Annotated in this window: 13 protein-coding genes and 1 pseudogene; 4 read left to right on the top strand and 10 right to left on the bottom strand. The window is 56.7% G+C overall.

Going from position 1 to position 16732, the window contains the following annotated elements:
• Positions 1 to 57: 57 nt before the first annotated feature.
• Positions 58 to 312: pseudogene (locus FC75_RS09485) on the top strand (SDR family NAD(P)-dependent oxidoreductase); the annotation flags it as partial.
• Between the two features lie 86 nt (positions 313 to 398).
• Here FC75_RS09485 and FC75_RS09480 read toward each other — a convergent pair.
• The 3 genes from FC75_RS09480 to FC75_RS09470 all read right to left on the bottom strand — a co-directional run bounded on the left by FC75_RS09480 (position 399) and on the right by FC75_RS09470 (position 4318).
• A complete protein-coding gene (locus FC75_RS09480) occupies positions 399 to 2927 on the bottom strand; it encodes a M1 family metallopeptidase (RefSeq protein WP_056989746.1) in 2529 nt (842 codons plus the stop codon).
• Positions 2928 to 3040: 113 nt separating this feature from the next.
• On the bottom strand, positions 3041 to 3991 hold the full coding sequence (locus FC75_RS09475; RefSeq protein WP_056989745.1) for an acetylxylan esterase: 951 nt from the start codon (positions 3989 to 3991) through the stop codon (positions 3041 to 3043).
• A 3-nt stretch (positions 3992 to 3994) separates the two neighbouring features.
• A complete protein-coding gene (locus FC75_RS09470; protein WP_056989744.1) occupies positions 3995 to 4318 on the bottom strand; it encodes a PTS sugar transporter subunit IIB in 324 nt (107 codons plus the stop codon).
• A 178-nt stretch (positions 4319 to 4496) separates the two neighbouring features.
• Between FC75_RS09470 and FC75_RS09465 the strand changes: the two genes are divergently transcribed.
• Complete coding sequence (locus FC75_RS09465; RefSeq protein ID WP_056989743.1) at positions 4497 to 5105, top strand: ECF transporter S component; 609 nt, start codon at positions 4497 to 4499, stop codon at positions 5103 to 5105.
• Between the two features lie 428 nt (positions 5106 to 5533).
• Here FC75_RS09465 and pnuC read toward each other — a convergent pair whose 3' ends face one another.
• Both pnuC and FC75_RS09455 read right to left on the bottom strand, forming a co-directional pair.
• Positions 5534 to 6301 (bottom strand): nicotinamide riboside transporter PnuC, encoded by a 768-nt coding sequence (gene pnuC, locus FC75_RS09460; RefSeq protein WP_054664951.1) that lies wholly within the window; start codon positions 6299 to 6301, stop codon positions 5534 to 5536.
• Between the two features lie 164 nt (positions 6302 to 6465).
• Positions 6466 to 6789, bottom strand: a complete 324-nt coding sequence (locus tag FC75_RS09455) for a hypothetical protein (protein WP_054664948.1) — start codon at positions 6787 to 6789, stop codon at positions 6466 to 6468.
• Between the two features lie 205 nt (positions 6790 to 6994).
• Here FC75_RS09455 and FC75_RS09450 point away from each other — a divergent pair, with 205 nt between their 5' ends.
• Positions 6995 to 7834: a PRD domain-containing protein gene (locus FC75_RS09450; protein WP_056989742.1), complete on the top strand. Its 840-nt coding sequence runs from the start codon at positions 6995 to 6997 to the stop codon at positions 7832 to 7834.
• A gap of 83 nt (positions 7835 to 7917) precedes the next feature.
• On the opposite strand, the gene FC75_RS09445 is transcribed toward FC75_RS09450, so the two are convergent.
• Positions 7918 to 8271, bottom strand: coding sequence for a DUF2200 family protein (locus tag FC75_RS09445; RefSeq protein WP_054664939.1), 354 nt, complete (start codon positions 8269 to 8271; stop codon positions 7918 to 7920).
• Positions 8272 to 8469: 198 nt separating this feature from the next.
• Between FC75_RS09445 and FC75_RS09440 the strand changes: the two genes are divergently transcribed.
• A complete protein-coding gene (locus FC75_RS09440) occupies positions 8470 to 9954 on the top strand; it encodes a glycoside hydrolase family 1 protein (RefSeq protein WP_054664936.1) in 1485 nt (494 codons plus the stop codon).
• Positions 9955 to 10077: 123 nt separating this feature from the next.
• Here FC75_RS09440 and FC75_RS09435 read toward each other — a convergent pair whose 3' ends face one another.
• The 4 genes from FC75_RS09435 to FC75_RS09420 form a co-directional block, all read right to left on the bottom strand.
• Positions 10078 to 12570, bottom strand: a complete 2493-nt coding sequence (locus FC75_RS09435) for a TIM-barrel domain-containing protein (protein ID WP_056989741.1) — start codon at positions 12568 to 12570, stop codon at positions 10078 to 10080.
• Between the two features lie 47 nt (positions 12571 to 12617).
• Positions 12618 to 13295 (bottom strand): DUF6198 family protein, encoded by a 678-nt coding sequence (locus FC75_RS09430; RefSeq protein ID WP_056989740.1) that lies wholly within the window; start codon positions 13293 to 13295, stop codon positions 12618 to 12620.
• 197 nt (positions 13296 to 13492) lie between these two features.
• Positions 13493 to 14992, bottom strand: a complete 1500-nt coding sequence (locus FC75_RS09425; RefSeq protein ID WP_056989739.1) for a glycosyltransferase — start codon at positions 14990 to 14992, stop codon at positions 13493 to 13495.
• Positions 14989 to 16590: a glycosyltransferase gene (locus FC75_RS09420; protein ID WP_056989738.1), complete on the bottom strand. Its 1602-nt coding sequence runs from the start codon at positions 16588 to 16590 to the stop codon at positions 14989 to 14991. Before FC75_RS09420 ends, FC75_RS09425 begins: the two co-directional genes overlap by 4 nt.
• Positions 16591 to 16732: the final 142 nt, after the last annotated feature.

The following is a 16732-nucleotide window of genomic DNA, read 5'->3' as shown; positions in this document are numbered from 1 at the left end:
AGGAACCAGATATTGTTGTGGTAGAAAATTTGTCTAACTTTTCTATGGCACTTCAGCTACCAAGCTTCCAAGGCCGCGGCGAACTTTGCAACAGTTGACTTTGCGAAGGAATTGGCCGATGAAGGCATCACTGTCAATTCAGTCAATCCAGGCTGGACGGCCACCGGCTTCGGTGGGCGCGACGAAAGCAAACCCCCGATTCCCGGGATGCAAAGCATCCAGGATGGTGCCAAGCATGTTGTTGAAATGGCCACGACCAGCAGCAAGGATACCCTGACCTTCACGGAAACTGCCGGCCCACTGCCTTGGTAGTTTTTTCTCCGGAAGACAGACTAAAAGGGCTCCTGTCCCTCAACGATTTGTTGAAGGGCAGGAGCTCTTTTCAGCTGCGCCGTAAATTACTTCAGCGCGTCTGCCACTGCCTGGTTCACCGTTGCCTGCTGGCTTTGAATCAAAGCCACCCGGCTGGTGATCACGCTGGTGTCCATCTTGATCTCGCGACCAAGCCCTGGCACGTCGATTTTCGGTTCAAAGAAGGCCTTGAACTCATCCAACCGCTGCTGGGTCCGGAACACACCGGCGGTCACCGTGATGTAAGTGGTGAACTCCATGTCGCCACCGACCGTTTCGTTCAGCCATTCCCAGTTATCGCGCAGCCAGTCCCAGGCGAGCTGTTCGCCCTTTGGATTGGCCAGGACACCGCGGTACCAGCTCCGCAGATCCTGCGGTTTGATGGTATCGGGATCTTTGTAAAGCGCGATGATCTGCTTAAGGACCGCCTCGTCATCGCTAGCCGGGAGCGCCTGCGCCAGCGCGCTCTTCACACTCGGGTCAACGGCCGTACGGTAGGCGTCAAGTAACTGGTCAGCCAACTGAGTGCTGCTGAAATGCTCAGTCTCATTGGCCAAAATGGCCGGCCGCGCCGATGCCGGCAAGCTTGCCACGTCATCAGCATGCTGCTGGAACAACTTGTGCTCTTGGGCAATCGCGTCCGAATTTTCCGCATAGCCGGCCGCGCCCAAGATCCAGTTGCGAGTCAGCTGATCATCAACGGATTCACCGGCCTTTTCGGTCAGACCCAGACGTGCGTACTGCTCAGCGGACAGCTGGTTGTAGAAGGCTTTAAGCTGCTTTTCTTCCGCAGAATCAGGCGCCACAAACTTGCGCAGCTGGCGGGCTGCCTGGTAAATCGCCGTGTTGACAATGTTTGACTTGCTGTCCTTGAAGCGCTTCAGCAATGGCACAACCGCGGCGTAAGTCGTCACGCCGGCCTCAGCCTGCAGGCGGGTGTCTTGGATCAGCTGCAGCTTGGTGGTCGGGTCTAATTGGTCGGCGTCTTTCAAAATGTCAGCCAAAAGCGCATCGTCGTACTTCACGATGAAGTGCGAGTTGTTGCCCACGTTCAGACGGAATGGCTTGCCTTCCTTGGCCCGCAGGTCAGCATAATCGCCCAGAACGATTTCCTTGTCCTTCATGATCTGTGGCGCTGCGGCGTAGTTACTTTCCAGCGGAATCTGCCACTGGCGGCCGACATCCTTGCCTTCACCGATGAAGAACTGCTTCTGACTCAGCGTCAGCTTGCCATTCACGACCTTCGCAGAAACGACGGGGTATCCCGGCTGTTCGAGCCAGGAATTCATGATCGCCCCAACGTCGAGGCCGGACGCATCGCCCAGCGCTTGCCACAGGTCGGCACCTTTGGCATTGCCGAACTTATGGGCGTCAAAGTATGCTTTGAGCCCTTTGCGCAGCTTGTCATCGCCAAGCAGTGCCCGCACCATGACCAGCATCCGCGAGCCCTTGGCGTAAACAATCGCGCCATCGAAGACGGAGTCGATATCGGCGGGGTCCTCAACAGAAACATGAACGGACTGAACCCCGTCTGTCGCATCACGCTGCAGCGCAGAAGGCACTTCGGCAATTTGATACAACTCCCAGATGCGCCAGTCAGGTTGCAGTGCATCCACACTCAGGTATTCCATCATGTTAGCGAACGATTCATTAAGCCATAGGTCATCCCACCACTTCATGGTGACCAGATCGCCGAACCACTGGTGAGCCAGTTCATGCGTGATGACCGTCGCCACGTACTGCTTGACGGACAAGGACGTGTTGTCCGGATCAATCAGAATTGCGGCTTCACGGTAGGTCACTAGGCCCCAGTTCTCCATGGCACCGGCTGAAAAGTCCGGCAGCCCCAACTGGTAGGAGTGTGGCAGCGGATACGGCGTCTGATAGAAGTCCTCGTAAAACTCAATGGCGCGCTTGGCGATGTCCAAGGCAAAGTCGAGCTCCTTTGGCTGGTGGGCCTTGGTCGCAAATACGCCGATCTCAACGCCGGATTTGGTCTTCGTCAGCTTCTTTTGCATGTCGCCGAAGGCAAACGCGATCAGGTAGGTGGACATGCGCATGGTCGTGTCGAAGTAGTGAACGCCGTTTTCGACCTTCTTCTCGGGCATGTTGGCAATAATGAGGTCTTCCGGCTTTTCGTCGAACTTAATGGCAACGTCAAAGGTCGCCTTGGCCTCTGGCTCATCAACGCCAGGAAAGGCCTGGCGCGCTGCAGTCGACTCAAACTGCGTGCCGATGAGTTCCTTCTTCTGACCATCAACGGTGTAGTAAGACGGGTAAATGCCCATCATCGAATCCGTCAGGGACGTGCTGTAGGCGATGGTCAATGTTGTCTCACCGGCGGCCGGCAGCGTGATATCAAATTTTTCGTTAGCGTCATCGACCGTGAACGGGACGTCTGCCCCGTCAACAGTGACTGACTCAATTTTGAGGTACTTTTGATTCAACGCAATTTGCGGTTCGAGTGCCTTACCAATGACGGTAGTTTTACCCACAATTGTCTTCTTGCCCCGATCGATATCAAGGTACAAGTCGTAGTGCGAAGGTTGGAACGTTTCGTATAAGTGTTTTGCCATTATTTCCCCTCCGAAATTTTAGTGTGTTTTCATTATAGCCTATTCAGCGGCTCGATGCGCCGGTTTGGCCCAAGTTCGTCCGCAACCAGCCGAAATGAGCCCCTTGAACCCACCTAATCCATAAAAAAGTTACGCACTTCGTCGGCGACTTTCGGTAGGAATTCGTGTCCGTACTCGGGCAGGACGTACAGCTGCTTTTTCCCAGTCAGCTGGTTATAAGCGGCAAACTGTGCCGGGATCGGGACGACCTGGTCCTGCAGCCCCATGGCCCACACCAGCGGCGTTTTGATGCTCGCAGCAAAGTGCTGCACATCGATGTACTCAAGCGTATCAAAGAACTGCGCCTCCCGTTTGTGCAGCGGATCGCGGTACTTGAACCAGTACGCCAGCTGGTCGTAGCCGTTAGTTTCCGCGCCTAACTGGTAGGCCTTGCGGTAGTCACACAGGTACGGGTAATTCACATAAGCGCGGTGAATGGTCGGCACCAGGCCAAGTGTGGCCAGGGTCAAGCCGCCGCCTTGCGAGCCGCCCATCGCGTACAGTCGCGATTGATCCACCCCGGGCATCCCCGCGAGTAAGTCGGCGGCCTCCGCACAGTCGAGAAAGACGCTACGATAATACAAATTCGCCGGTCCGTCCTCGACCCCACGGATGATCAGGCCTTTCAGAGTGCCACCCTTGGTCTTGGTCGTGTCCTCGCTCGGCCCGCCTTGCCCGCGAACGTCGATGGCCAGCACCACAAAGCCCTCGGCGGCCCAGCCGAACTTCTCGGTGAAGTCGCCAGCGTCCACGTGGTAGCCATGAAACATCAACAGGCCTTTGTGTCGCTTGCTCGGATCAAACGGCTTGGGCATGATCAGCTGCGCGTGAATGCGCGCGCCGCCGACCCCGGTGAACCAGTAGTCGTAGGCCTGAGCCAAGCGACTTTTAATGGGCACCGGCGTCTGGTGCACCTCAGGGGCAACGGCACGCATTTCCTTGAGGCCCAGCGCCCAGAACGCATCGAAATCCGCCGGCCGCTGGCCCATACCGCGGTAATCTTTGAACTGTTTAATATCAATCATCGTTTACTTGGCCTTCGCCTTATCGACCAGTGCCAGCGCCGTCGCGAGGACCTTCTCGCCGTTCATGCGGCCGTAATCCATCATGTTAATGGCTTGAACCGGCACTGGCAAGTCAGCCTGCAATTTGCGCACCGCATAGCTCACCTGCGGCCCGATGAGAATCACATCAGGATTATATTTCGCCACTTGTGATTCCAGTCCGTTGACGCCAATCGCCGTGATCTCAGCATCGACTCCCTGAGCCGACGCGGCTTTTTTCATTTTCGTGACCAACAAACTACTGGAAAACCCACCAGCGCATGCCAACAAAATATTCACCTTTGCCATATGAAAACCCTCTCTTTCTTTACACGATTAGAGTAGCTTTCCACTTAATTGATTGCAACCGTTTTCTGTAAACTTTTCATCTGTGTTTTCAGGTCGCCTTCCCCCGCCTAATGACATCTTTGTCTCGACAGGGTATACTCACTTTTAACCAGAAAGAAAATATTTGGAGGAAACGCTCATGGGCAATCGTTCGCGGGCCTACCGCGTTAGCATGCAGGCACTGTTTCTCGCGCTGATCGCCGTGCAGACCATGGTCCCCATGCTGGGGTACCTGCCACTCGGCTTCGTTAATCTCACCATCATTCACATCACCGTCATCATTGGGGCCATCATGTTCGGTCCGGGCGAAGGACTGTTGATTGGCACGGTCTGGGGTGTTTTGACCATCGTTCGCGCCTACACCGCTCCGACCAGCCCGATGGACACCTTGGTGTTCACGAACCCACTAGTTTCCGTTGTGCCCCGCATGCTCGTCGGGGTGTTTGCCGCGCTGACCTTCTGGGGCGTATACAAGCTGTTCAAGAAGGTCGTCATCGCCAGCGTTGTGGCTGGCGCCATTGGCTCTTTGACCAACACCGTACTGGTCCTGCTGGCCATGGGCACGCTGTACACGGGTCCTGTGGCCTCAGCATACAAGGTGTCAACCGGAGCCTTGGGTAAGGTGCTGGGTGCAATCGTCGTCACCAACGGCGTGCCCGAGATGATTGCGGCGATGATCATCACGCCGCTGATTGTTGGGGCCTTGGTCGCCGCGACTCACATTCGGCCGTGGCGGGCAGACAAATAATGCTGGCAAAATCAGCCGCCTCGAGTCCTCACTCGTGGTGGCTTTTTTGCATGACAAGGTTTGCTCGCGATTAATGCAGAATGTATTTAGACCAAAAAATACGTCGGTCAGGGGTGAAAAATGCGCAAGTTCCAAATACCGGAACATTAACATTGATCTTAACTAGGCCTAGAAAAGACCTGCTTGATGCAAGAATTCTTAGTCAGGATGAGTTTGACGCCAAAAAGCGTCAAATTGTGGGACTGTAAAAGCCTTGAATCATGTCTGTGCCAACTGACGCAGATGTGATTCAAGGCTTTTTTCGTGCTTTAGATTGCGATGTCACAACTCTCGTCCGCCTCGGACAACACAAGAGCATTGCATTTTACCCTAACAGCACCAAGGACACTCCTTCACTAACCAGATGAATGATGTCGCGTGCGGAACGGTCACCCTTGGTGCTGGGCCAGGTAGTTCTGCTTGTGGAACCAAGCCACGCTTTTATCGAAAACGGAAACCATATCGTTCGCAAAATACAGGATATAGGTGAAGAACAGGGTCAGGTTAGCATCCCCCTGCAGCGCAGTGACGCCCCAAAGCACGATGGAGAAAAGGCTTTGAATGATCCAGAAGTAGTACTGGTCTGAAAACCGCAGCGTGGCAAGCAGCGAGCCCGTCACGCCGATGGTTCCGGTCAGCGCGTCGATGACTGGGCGCGGGGAGATGAACAGGTGCGTGTCCATGAAGTACAGCAACCCGAACACGACCACAAAGAAAGCGGCAACCCCGAGATACGCACGCGCCCCAACATCCTGCAGCTTGCGGACGCGGGCGCCAACGTTTTTGGCCCAGCTCGGCATGAGCAGCACCGGAATGTCGAGCAGCACGATGTAAGAAAGCTGCAGGACCACGTCGGCAAAATTGCGGGCCCGCGCCGCCACCAGAATGTAGATAATCGCGCTGGTCAGGCCAAAGACTCCATTTAGCGGCCGAACGTTGGTGATCGAAATGGTGCAAGTAAAGCCGAGCATCCCCGCGACCATCGTCAGCACCGTCCACACCGTCAGTTTATTGACGATTGTGGTGCCCAGGATCACGCCAAGGCCAAACATCAGCAGAACGTAACTGGAAAACGTCCAGCCGCGCATCTGCTGAACATACCAGCGCGGGTCAAAAATACTGGTGATCGCCTTGTCTTGGTCGATTGAATCTTTCATTGATAAGCCCCCAATTTTTGGAAAGTGCGTTGTCAATTATAGGCGGATAACGGTGATGCATTCAACGTTGACATTGGCTCTCACCGGTGTTACTGACACTGAAAACCGCCTTGCGTCAGTGAAAGTCTTACGCCAATGCGCACCATTAATTGTGTCCCAAACGACTACACAAAATAATCCGTTCGCTCATCAGGTAATCCCGTTTTGCGCGGCGTTGTGGCCCGTTCTCCCTTCACCATCGCAAGCGCAACCCGCACTGCATTGTCTGGACTTAAGGCCAGCACGTGGTCATCATCCCACATCCACCCTGCACGCTGGCCCGCACGAAACTTCAGGACCTGACTGTGCGAGCGGTCGACCACCGTCAGCATCACCGTTGGATCATGCGAATTGGCCGAATCTTGGACAGCAACGGTGTACATCTCCAGCCCCTTAAACTGGTCGTCCAGAACCTCACAAACCGCGTTGATTACCTGCCAATTAGTCATCCACCACACCTCCGATCGCCCCCAGTATAGCAGAAAAGCAAACACGTGTTCGTGATCAACTAATATTTAACTGTTGGTCAGGACGTGCTGCGGCCGACTGATTCAATAACCGGCGTATTCTTTGAAACGAACTGATTGAACCTGTTAACATTTAATCAGAGAGAAGGTCGGCAGTGAATGAAATAACGCCCGTGGAGGTCAGCCAATGGAAATCATCGAGCGCATTAATGCCAGTGTTGTAGTCACTAAAACCAGTCATGGCCGAGAAGAAATTATCCTCGGCCGGGATATTGCAACGAATACGGAAAGCGAAGCCGGGCTCGCTGAAGACCGTGTCAATCAGCGCTTCACCTTGCAAACCAAGTTGTTGCAGCGGCGGTACGTGAAGCTAGTTCAGTGCGTCCCGTTTGAAGCCGCCCAGCTCGCGGCGGAAATCATTGCTCGCGCCCGGGCGTTAGGCATCAAGCCGGCCGACAGCATTTATTTGACGCTGACTGAGCAGCTGGCGATCGCCATGGCGCGCACCAAGCATCACCAGCCTGCCCCTCCACGTCTTGTGTTTGACCTTGCCGCCTATTTTCCGCGCGAAACCGGACTCGGCATTTGGGCGCTGGACCTGGTCGCCTACCGCACCGGAATCACGTTGCCGCAGACGGTCGGCGAACAACTCACGCTGACGTTTTTGCAAGCAGAATGCGAAGACACCGACACCGAACTGGATGTGGTACTCCAAGTGATGCATGAGAGCCTGCACATTGTCCAAACCGAGTTTGGCTACAGCCCGAATATTCACTCGGCGGCCTACCTGAGTTTCATCACCCATCTAAAAAATTTTGCCAAGCGCATGTACCATCATCAACCCACTGCGGCGCATGACCGCACGCTGATTCGCGACATCAACACCCGCTACCGGCATTCGGCTGCAGTGGCAGAAAAAATCACAGACACGCTGCGGGACCGTTACCTGTATCAGCCAACCGCCGCGGAGTGCGCTCACCTCACGCTCAATATCGAGCGCCTGATCTACCATGCTCAGGCCAACTAAACCCATAATAAGCAAAAGTGCCACGCCCAATAATTGGCGTGGCACTTTTGCTGTTGTCAGAACGGTCAGGCCGCCGAAGGGTATCAATTGGGCTGGCCGCTGCGAATAATTTTTGCGATTGGCCGGCCCTTGGCCAGTTCATCAACCACCTTGTCCATCTCACGCACGCGCCGCATCAGTGGGTCGGTGACCTTTTCAACGCGTACCCCGCAAATCATGCCAGAGATCTGGTCGGCGTGAGTGGTCCATTTTGCCTGGTCGCAAAAGTGGGCCACTGTCAGCGTTTCGGGAAGGGCTGCCAGCTCTTCTTCCGGCCAGCCGGTCAGCCAACCCAGCACCGCGTTCAACTCCGCCTGGCTGCGGCCCTTACGCCTTACCTTATTCAGATACAGGGCGTAAATCGACGCCATTTTCATTTCACCGACCGATTTTGTCATGATGGGCCTCCTGTCGTGTGCGCTTGCTAAATTCAGTATACTGGCCCGCAGTTGCTCTGCCAACCACCGTGAGTCTCTCTGTGACCAAATTGAAACAGGTGCCAAGATGCTTTTGCCTTTCGCATCCACCGCCGAATTTTGATACAATGAAAGCGGTTAGAAAATTTGTAGGAACAACTACGCAAATGGAGGTTCAAAATGAGTTTTCCCAAAGGATTTCTGTGGGGCGGCGCCACTGCCGCCAATCAGTACGAAGGCGGCTTTGATGAGGATGGCAAGGGGCTGACGGCCGTGGACGTGACGACCAACGGCTCGGCGACTGAGCCGCGTAAAGTGACCTGGAAAAAGGCCGATGGCACCACTGGCTTCTCACCGATGGTCTGGGGCAGTGATTTCGCGGTTCCTGCCGATGCCACGCCAGCCGTGCTGCCGGATTACTACTACCCGAGCCACGGTGGCACCGACTTTTACCACCATTATCAAGAGGACATTGAATTGCTCGCGAACATTGGCTGCACGACTTTCCGCTTCTCGATTGCCTGGAGCCGAATCTTCCCAACCGGCGAAGAAAGCGAGCCCAACGAAGCCGGGTTGGCGTTTTACGACAAGGTCATCGACGAATGCGTCAAGCGTCATATCGAACCTTGCATCACCTTGCAGCACTACGACACCCCGCTGGCACTGGTGCAGAAGTACGGCGGCTGGGCAGACCGCAGACTGATCGACCTGTTCGAAAAGTACGCCACGGTCGTCTTTAAGCGCTACGCCGGCAAGGTCCACTACTACACGACCTTCAACGAGATCAACGCCATGGACGAAGCCCCTTACCTTGGCGGTGGCCTCACCGACCCGACGCCGCAAAACCGCGCCCAAGGAGCCCACAACCAGTTCGTTGCCTCCGCGAAAGCCGTTCGCGCGGCACACAAAATCGGTAGCGACATCCAAGTCGGGATGATGCTGGCCTATCAGCCTGTTTACCCGGAGACCTGCAACCCGAAGGACCAGGTCGCGGCAATGCTCAACATGGAGCGCGGCCTGTTTTACGCCGACGTTCAAGCCGGCGGTGAATACCCCAAGTCCCGCTTGATTCAGTACCAGCGCGAAGGCATCAAGCTGGATGACACACCAGAGGATTACGAGTTGTTGAAGCAGTATCCCGCTGATTTTCTCAGCTTCTCCTGCTACACCTCATCGGTCGTGACCGCTGACCGCAGCCGCAATGAAAACGCCCAGGGCAACTTGGGCGGCGGCACCGTGAAGAACCCCTACCTAGAGACCAACGCCTGGGGCTGGGCCACCGACCCCGACGTGCTGCGCCTCGCGTTGAACAACTTGTGGCACCGGTATCACAAACCGCTGTTTATCGTTGAAAACGGCCTCGGGTGGGCCGATGAAGTCGCTGCAGACGGCAAGATTCACGATGACTACCGAATCAACTACTTGCGTTACGCCGTTCAGTCCATGAAAGATGCCATCACCGAGGACGGCGTTGACCTGATTGGTTACGCCTTGTGGAGCGCCATCGACCTGGTCTCCAACGGCACCGGTGAAATGAAGAAGCGCTACGGTCTGGTTTATGTTGACCGCGACGACTGGGGCAATGGCAGTCTCAAGCGCACCCCTAAGGATTCATACTACTGGTATGAGAAAGTCATCAAATCAAACGGCGAAGACTTGGCATAGTCGCTGAATGCCAGCACAACCAATGAGCAGCCAGCAGCGGCTGCTTCTGTCACATTTATACGCAATGGAATTTACCAGCTGAAAAAACGGTGCCGCTCTCAAGAGGTGACACCGTTTTTTGGTTTAGTTCGCGACTTCGATAGTCACGGTCACCGTTTGGGTTGTTCGGTTGATGACCCCCAAATCGATCGTCACGCCAGTTTGCTTGCGCGAAGCGGCCAGTGGATCATCCGCCCGCTGACCAAATGACATCATACTAGGTACGCTCTGCTCATCGACGGTCACCTTCACCCTGGTTGGCGCTTGGGCCAGCGGAACAAAGACCTTCAACGGTTGCGAAGCGCCGTCCCCGGCGAAGTGACCCAGGCGTGGATGAATGGTCAGCGTGATGTGCTGCGCGTTCGAGGTGCCTTCAATTAGGGTCGTTGCCGACTCACCCTTCGCGTACGCCAGACCGTCCCCAGCGTCCTCGTACCACGAAAATCGCCCGGCTGCGCCTGGGAAGTACTCGATCATGCGCTCAGGCTGTTCGGCCCCTGGATTCTGCGCCGCGCGCTGAGCCACGACGATGCTCCCTGCTTTGACAAACACCGGCAGCTCGGCCAAAGGCGCCGCGATGTCCGCATAAGTGCGGCCGCCAGCCAGCTGCTTGTTGGACCACAGGTCATACCAGGTGCCTTTGGGCAGATAAAGGCTCGGCCGCTGGTCTGTGCCGTCTGACTGCAAGTGATAGGCATCCATGATTGGCGCCACTAGGAACGCATCGCCCAGCATGAACTGATCATCCAGCGCGTGGCCAAGCGTGTAAGGCGTTTGCTCCGCCCAAAAAGTCGGCCGAACGATTGGCGCACCGCTTTCTCGGGCCTGCTGGGCCAGCGTGTATAGATAGGGAATTAGCGTGACATGGTAGCGGGCACACGCCCGGCAAATTGCGGCATACGGTTCGCCAAACTGCAGGCCAAGCATTTTGGGCCGATCACCCCACCCGTCCATGGACAAAAAGGTGCTGGTAAACGCCTTCCATTCCAGGTCGCGCACGTAAACGACCGGATCCGTGCCGGCGTATATCCCGTCGACGTCGCTGGTCACATTCGGATTGCCGGACAGGCCGGTGCTCGGGTAAGTCCCGATGTGGGCCCGCAAATTGGCCCAATGGCTGCCGGCCTGGTCCCCTGACCAGACCACCGCACTGCGCTGGCTGCCTGCCCAACCGTCGACCGTGTACGTGGTCGGCCGCAGATTACGCGCCCGCATTAACCCGCCAATTTTCTCCGTGGCGTTCAGACCAAACGTGTAACCCTCGCCGACCCAGGCCACATCAGTTTTGGCGGCACTGACGCCGGCGTCCAACTCACGCGTAAAGTCACGTTCGCCTTTTAGCGGATGCTGTGGGTCTTTTGGGGTCAACCGCTTCTGGGTCCACAAACCAGTGCGGACCCCTTGGCCCTTCGCCCAGCTGACAAAGGCCGAGAGGTTCGCAAGGTCACCGGCGAATGAGTCCGTCTGACCGTAGCCGGCGCCATACCCGTCATTGGGGAACATGGTCCCCAGCGGCATGCCGGTCTCGCGATAGGTCTCGAGGACGGCCCGCGCTGAAAACGGGTAGTCGTGCTCGCCGTTGAGACTTTCGTGAATCGCAGACTTCGGCATGCCATTCGTATCAGGATCCACGAAGGTCACGTGCCCAGAGCCCGGGACATTCGGCACCAGCGTCAGGCCATTCACCATGATGGTCCCTGGCCGTTTACCGGTGTTGAACGACTCCGGATTGACGGGCTGGTACTCCTTGTAATACTGACCAGGGGTCACTTCGACCGCCCCGGCAGAGTCCTTGGTCACGGCCACCCAGTAATCGCGATTATACGCGTTCAGGTGGGTCGGATAGAAACTGGCCCACGGCAGCTGCGTGGGCTTGCCGGTCAGCTCATGATACCCATGGATCAGCGTCTGCGGGGTCTTACCTAGGATCAAGTAAACATCCCAAACCGGGTCGTCGTGGTGCACCCGCACGCCGTGATGCGGATTAGAAAAGTCGTACTCGCCTTTGGTGAAAGTGTTTGCGAGCAGGCCGAACCCCGCAGTGCTCCAGAAAAATGGCACCGGGCTGGTTACCCCGCCCTGCGTCCACACGTTTTCGTTGGCGATCTCAATGACTTGATCCGCCAGTGACACGACGCCGTTGCGGGTCCCGCCACCAAAAAAGGCCGCATCGGCCGGCGTGCGGAAGACCTCTGTCCACCCCTCATCGGCAAACGTCGGCAGGCCAAAAGAAAAGTCCGCCTGGCTGCCGGTGACCGCAAACCGCTGACGCACTGTATCGTACCGTACGCGGTAGTCCCTCAGTTGCAGACTTAATGGCGCCGCGACCCGGTCAAACACTCGCTGATCATGATTGATCACGATTGGCGCATCAAACGCTTGACCCGAACCGCCAGAAGCCACTGTCTCATCGGCGTGCTTTTCGACTTCGACTGCCCCCGGCACAGTCGGATGCAGTGGGCGCGCGCCTGCATATGCCAGCAAATGCAGCAAATGATCATTCACTGCGCTCACCTCAAAGTGGTGATCAGCCTCGTCAAACGTCACCTGTTGTCGGTTCAGAATTACATTTTCCATTGTCCTGCCTCACTTCGTTATAGAAAAAGCGACTGCCTGCGCAATCGCTAAACGGTCAGATTTCGATGCTTCAAGTTGGGAAATACGACCCGGTCCGCCGTGCCGATGACAAAGCCTTGGCACAGCAGCGAAAACAACGTGCCGATATTGATCGCGTACAGCTGGTGTGTGATCAAAAAGCAGATCAGGCTGATCGTGATCGGGGGAATGAAGGACACCGGCTGCGCTACTGCGGCGCGGCCGTGCAGCCACTTGAAGCGGATGATCTGCATGAAGTCGTCGTTAGGGTGCATGATCACGTTCACCCGCTGATAAATTGACACGGCCACACCGATGCAGGTCACCCCAAAAATGTCCAGCACGATCCGCACCGCAAGCGGCCAGCTTCTGATCGGCGTGAGCCCCAACAAATCAGTGAAGCCCGCAACGACATAGGCAAACAAAAACATGTAAACCAGATTGCCCAGCACCCGCCGCCAGTCAAACCGGCCCAGAAACAGGACATTGGTGGCGGTCACCGCCACGCCTTCGACCAGCAAGACCACTAACAGCGACCAGTGCAGCGTGTGCGTCAGGTTGACTGCCGAGGCCGTCCACAAGGCGGAGCCCAGGTTCATGCACACGGTCAGCCCGTTGCCGAACCCATTGAGAAGAATTGAGAACACGAGGTAAAACCCCAGTTGCATGGCAGATTCATCGTGTTCGTGCGAATCAGAAGAAATCATGCGGCAGGCTCCTTTTCAATGCTTTCAGTATAGCGACCCCAAGGGAGCAAGGAAACCCTTTCAGCCAAAACCGTAACCTGACGCGGGAAGTGGGTGGCGGGCCGTCTCGTCAGGACATGCACAGGCAACCCAACTAGGCTCGCCTTATCGCTCGTGTGCCATGCTGACATCAGCGCACTGCTGAGTCAACCAGCTCCTTACTGCACCGGATTTGCGGCAAGAAACGCTTGCCACTGCTTGCCGGCCGCTTCAGGGCCAAAGCGCTTGGCAGACATCAATGCACCTTGATGCAAAGCGTGCCACAGTGGCGCCTCTGTCAGCATCTTGATGAGCTTGCTGGCAGCCGCGGATTCGCTGCCCGCCTGAACCAAATCGCCATTGACCCCGGGCTCAATCACCTCACGCGGGCCGTATTCCACATCATAGGCCAGGACTGGGGTCCCACATTCCAGCGCCTCGACCAATTGCATGCCGAAGCCTTCGTGCTGCGACGGCGCCAGCAGGACTTGGGCCTGTTGATAACTTTGCTGAAGTGCAAGGCCCGTCGTGTACGGGGCAAACAATACCGAAGCGCGGACCCCCAGCTTATCAGCCTGCGTTTCCAGCTGGGTTTGGTAAGCCGGACTCAGCGCATAGCCTCGCAGCTCCAGCGTCGCATCGGGCACCGCGGCGTGGACGCGGGCGAAGATACGCAGGGCGGCATCGGGCCCTTTTTCCGGCGCCAACCGGCCGACCATGACCACGCGATGCTTGATCCGGGCCAGGGCTTCTGGCGCGCTGGCCAAACTGATCACCGTGTCTGGCACCACCGCCGCCCGCACGTGGGTAAACTCCTGGGTCAGGGCTGACTGTTGGGCCTTGGTGCCGACCAGCACGCCGGTAAATTGTGCTGGGTGTTCAACCAAGACGGTGCGATACGCCGGCAGCAGCCTACCAGCCACCTCGTGCGCATCGTGAAAGACGGCCCATTTTTGGGGTGCTTGGACCGCGCCCACTGCCCCATCAAGGCTGCGGCGCTCGCAGAACAAACGCGCGTGGGCGTCGCTTTTGACCAGCTGGGTGAGGAAAAAAGTGAACAGCTCGTCCTCAGTGGTAAACCGGTAGTTGTGGCCGTGAAAGGCCAGCAACTTCCACATGGTGGGCGCGACTTGGCCATTGCGATTCATGAAGACTTCCTCGAGCACCGGCAGCCCGGCCTGGTCGAGGTAGGTCGTGCGCGCCAGCTGACCGTCCGGGTGAAAGTAGTCGACCGAGGATTTAAACCCCCGCCAGTCATAGTTTTCCCGCGCCGTCAGATTGCCGAACCGGTCGCGGTAGGTAATCGTGCCAACCAACCCGACCGTCCCCGGCATGACATCGATGCGGGCCAGCACCCGGCCATTTTCGGCCAGCGTGGAATAATTGGGGCCGTGCCCATCGATTTTATACGCTGCAAGTGGAATCTGACTCAGCGCGCGCAGTTTCTGCTCGCGCCGCGGCGTCTTGGTAGTCCCCTGGAAATAATCGTACATGTTCAGTACTTGATTCTGGCCTAGTCCCAAAGTTCTGCGGTCACGATCCAAGAAGCGGTTGTAGTCGCGGGTCACATAAAGCGCTGGTTCCCCAGGCAGTTGGGCAAACAGCTTCACGCGGCGCGCCTGGGCGTGCTCCGTACCCGAGTTATAGGCAAACACATTTTCACTGATAAAATAGTTCACGACTTGGCCTCCCCAGGCTGTTGATAGCGTGCTGCAACCAGCTTGGCCGGCCAGTGCGCCTGCGCGTCAGCCAGCAGCTTCTGCCACTGCGCCCACACGGCAGCACTCGAATACCGCTTAGCCGATTCATACGCTCCGGTCGAATACCGCTGGGCCAACCCGGGATCGCGCAGCACCTTGAGCATTGCGGCCGCCAGCGCCTGGTAGTCCCCATAAGGGACCACCTGCCCGTTCACCCCGTCCTCCACAATTTCATTGGGGCCGTAGTTCACATCGTAGGAAAAGGCGATCAACCCATGTGCGATGGCCTCCATTACGGCCAGGTTAAAGCCTTCCATGCGCGACGTCACACCGAACATCATCGCCGAATTTTCAATTTGGTCGATGTCCTGCGTGTACCCCTTCAACGTCACCACTTGCTCCAGGTGCTTCGCCTGAATCACTTGCTCGACCTGCCGCCGCGCCTGGTAGTTGTCCGTGGGGTCGGCGTATCCGTATAAATCCAGCGTCACCTGCGGAAATTCCTGATGCACAATGGCCACGGCCCGCACCAAGTCATCGAGGTGCTTCTCCCAGGCAATGCGGGCAAAGGCGATGATTTTACCAAATTGCCGGTCCGCGACCGGTACCCGTTTAGCTCCCAACTGCTGATCAGGTACGATGCCAACGGCGATGGCAAAGTTCGCAGCCCGCGGGTGAAACCGCGTCGCAACGGCCTGGGCCTGTTTGGTGGTGGCAGACACCACGGCATCAAAGGCGTCTAGGTCATTAAGCGCAAACTCGTAATTATTATTCAGCACCGGATCGGCCGGGTCCTGCGCATTGGCGGTGTGCGCATTGTGCAGGTACAGCACGGTGTATGCCGGCCGTTTCAGCCGGGTGATGCCCCACTCGGCCAAGTGTGAGCGGTCGAGCACAAACACGTTGGGCCGCGCCTCATCCCAAAAATCAGCGTTCAGGTCATCGAGAAAATGCTGGGTCAGCGCCTCAATGGTCGCAAACTGCCACACCTGCCCGTTGCGGTCCGTTAGGCGCCACCCCGACTTTTGCCTTTCACCTTGCCGGTCATCGCGGTTAAAGCTTTCCAGCACCGGCTGGCCGGCCGGCGTCAGCCAAGTTTCCATTCCAATTTGATTGTCCGGCGTGTACCACTGCTGCAGGCTGACAAACCCGCGGCTATCGTACTGTTCCACCAGGTAGAGGTTGCCAAAAGCGTCAAACAGCTCAGTCGAGTGCACACGGTGCTGGTCCGGCCAGAAATTGACCCGAGCCACCAGCTGATTGCCTGCCATCACTAAGGCGCGATTTTTGGCCGGCTCGCGTTTCGCGTTGGTGTCTGCCACGCCAAAGTCCAAGTCAGCCAAAGTGATGCGGCGCGCCTTGACCTCCTGGGCTTGCTGAAAATAGTCGAACATGCTGATCAGCTGAGCGTCCGGGATCCCAGCTTGCCGCGTGTTGTCGTGCAGTTCCGGATCCCAGTTGCGGATCACGATCCGGCAGTCTGCCCCGTGTTCGTTGAACAGGTTGAAACGCTTTAGCTCCGCGTGTTCGATCCCCGACTTTTGCGCATGCATCGTTTCATTAATAAAAAAATTCATGCCCGGCTCCCTTCGCAATTCGTTTACCGCTAATTATAGGCTATCAGGCAACAAATTTCGCCGGCCGCCGCCAAAGCCGACCAAAAAAACAATCTAAGATTAGTTCCGGTGAGAATTGAGGCTTCACCTCGATTCTTACCGG

This window comes from Lacticaseibacillus camelliae DSM 22697 = JCM 13995 (assembly GCF_001436615.1).
GTDB lineage: Bacteria > Bacillota > Bacilli > Lactobacillales > Lactobacillaceae > Lacticaseibacillus > Lacticaseibacillus camelliae.
This window is presented reverse-complemented; position numbering and strand designations above follow the sequence as displayed.

Bases quoted from the DNA above. Each gene is read 5' to 3' on its own strand.
- FC75_RS09440 (WP_054664936.1), top strand. From the start codon at position 8,470: ATGAGTTTTCCCAAAGGATTTCTGTGGGGCGGCGCCACTGCCGCCAAT.
- FC75_RS09465 (WP_056989743.1), top strand. From the start codon at position 4,497: ATGGGCAATCGTTCGCGGGCCTACCGCGTTAGCATGCAGGCACTGTTT.
- FC75_RS09455 (WP_054664948.1), bottom strand. From the start codon at position 6,789: ATGACTAATTGGCAGGTAATCAACGCGGTTTGTGAGGTTCTGGACGAC.
- FC75_RS09435 (WP_056989741.1), bottom strand. From the start codon at position 12,570: ATGGAAAATGTAATTCTGAACCGACAACAGGTGACGTTTGACGAGGCT.
- FC75_RS09430 (WP_056989740.1), bottom strand. From the start codon at position 13,295: ATGATTTCTTCTGATTCGCACGAACACGATGAATCTGCCATGCAACTG.
- FC75_RS09470 (WP_056989744.1), bottom strand. From the start codon at position 4,318: ATGGCAAAGGTGAATATTTTGTTGGCATGCGCTGGTGGGTTTTCCAGT.
- FC75_RS09480 (WP_056989746.1), bottom strand. From the start codon at position 2,927: ATGGCAAAACACTTATACGAAACGTTCCAACCTTCGCACTACGACTTG.
- FC75_RS09475 (WP_056989745.1), bottom strand. From the start codon at position 3,991: ATGATTGATATTAAACAGTTCAAAGATTACCGCGGTATGGGCCAGCGG.
- FC75_RS09450 (WP_056989742.1), top strand. From the start codon at position 6,995: ATGGAAATCATCGAGCGCATTAATGCCAGTGTTGTAGTCACTAAAACC.
- FC75_RS09445 (WP_054664939.1), bottom strand. From the start codon at position 8,271: ATGACAAAATCGGTCGGTGAAATGAAAATGGCGTCGATTTACGCCCTG.
- FC75_RS09420 (WP_056989738.1), bottom strand. From the start codon at position 16,590: ATGAATTTTTTTATTAATGAAACGATGCATGCGCAAAAGTCGGGGATC.
- pnuC (WP_054664951.1), bottom strand. From the start codon at position 6,301: ATGAAAGATTCAATCGACCAAGACAAGGCGATCACCAGTATTTTTGAC.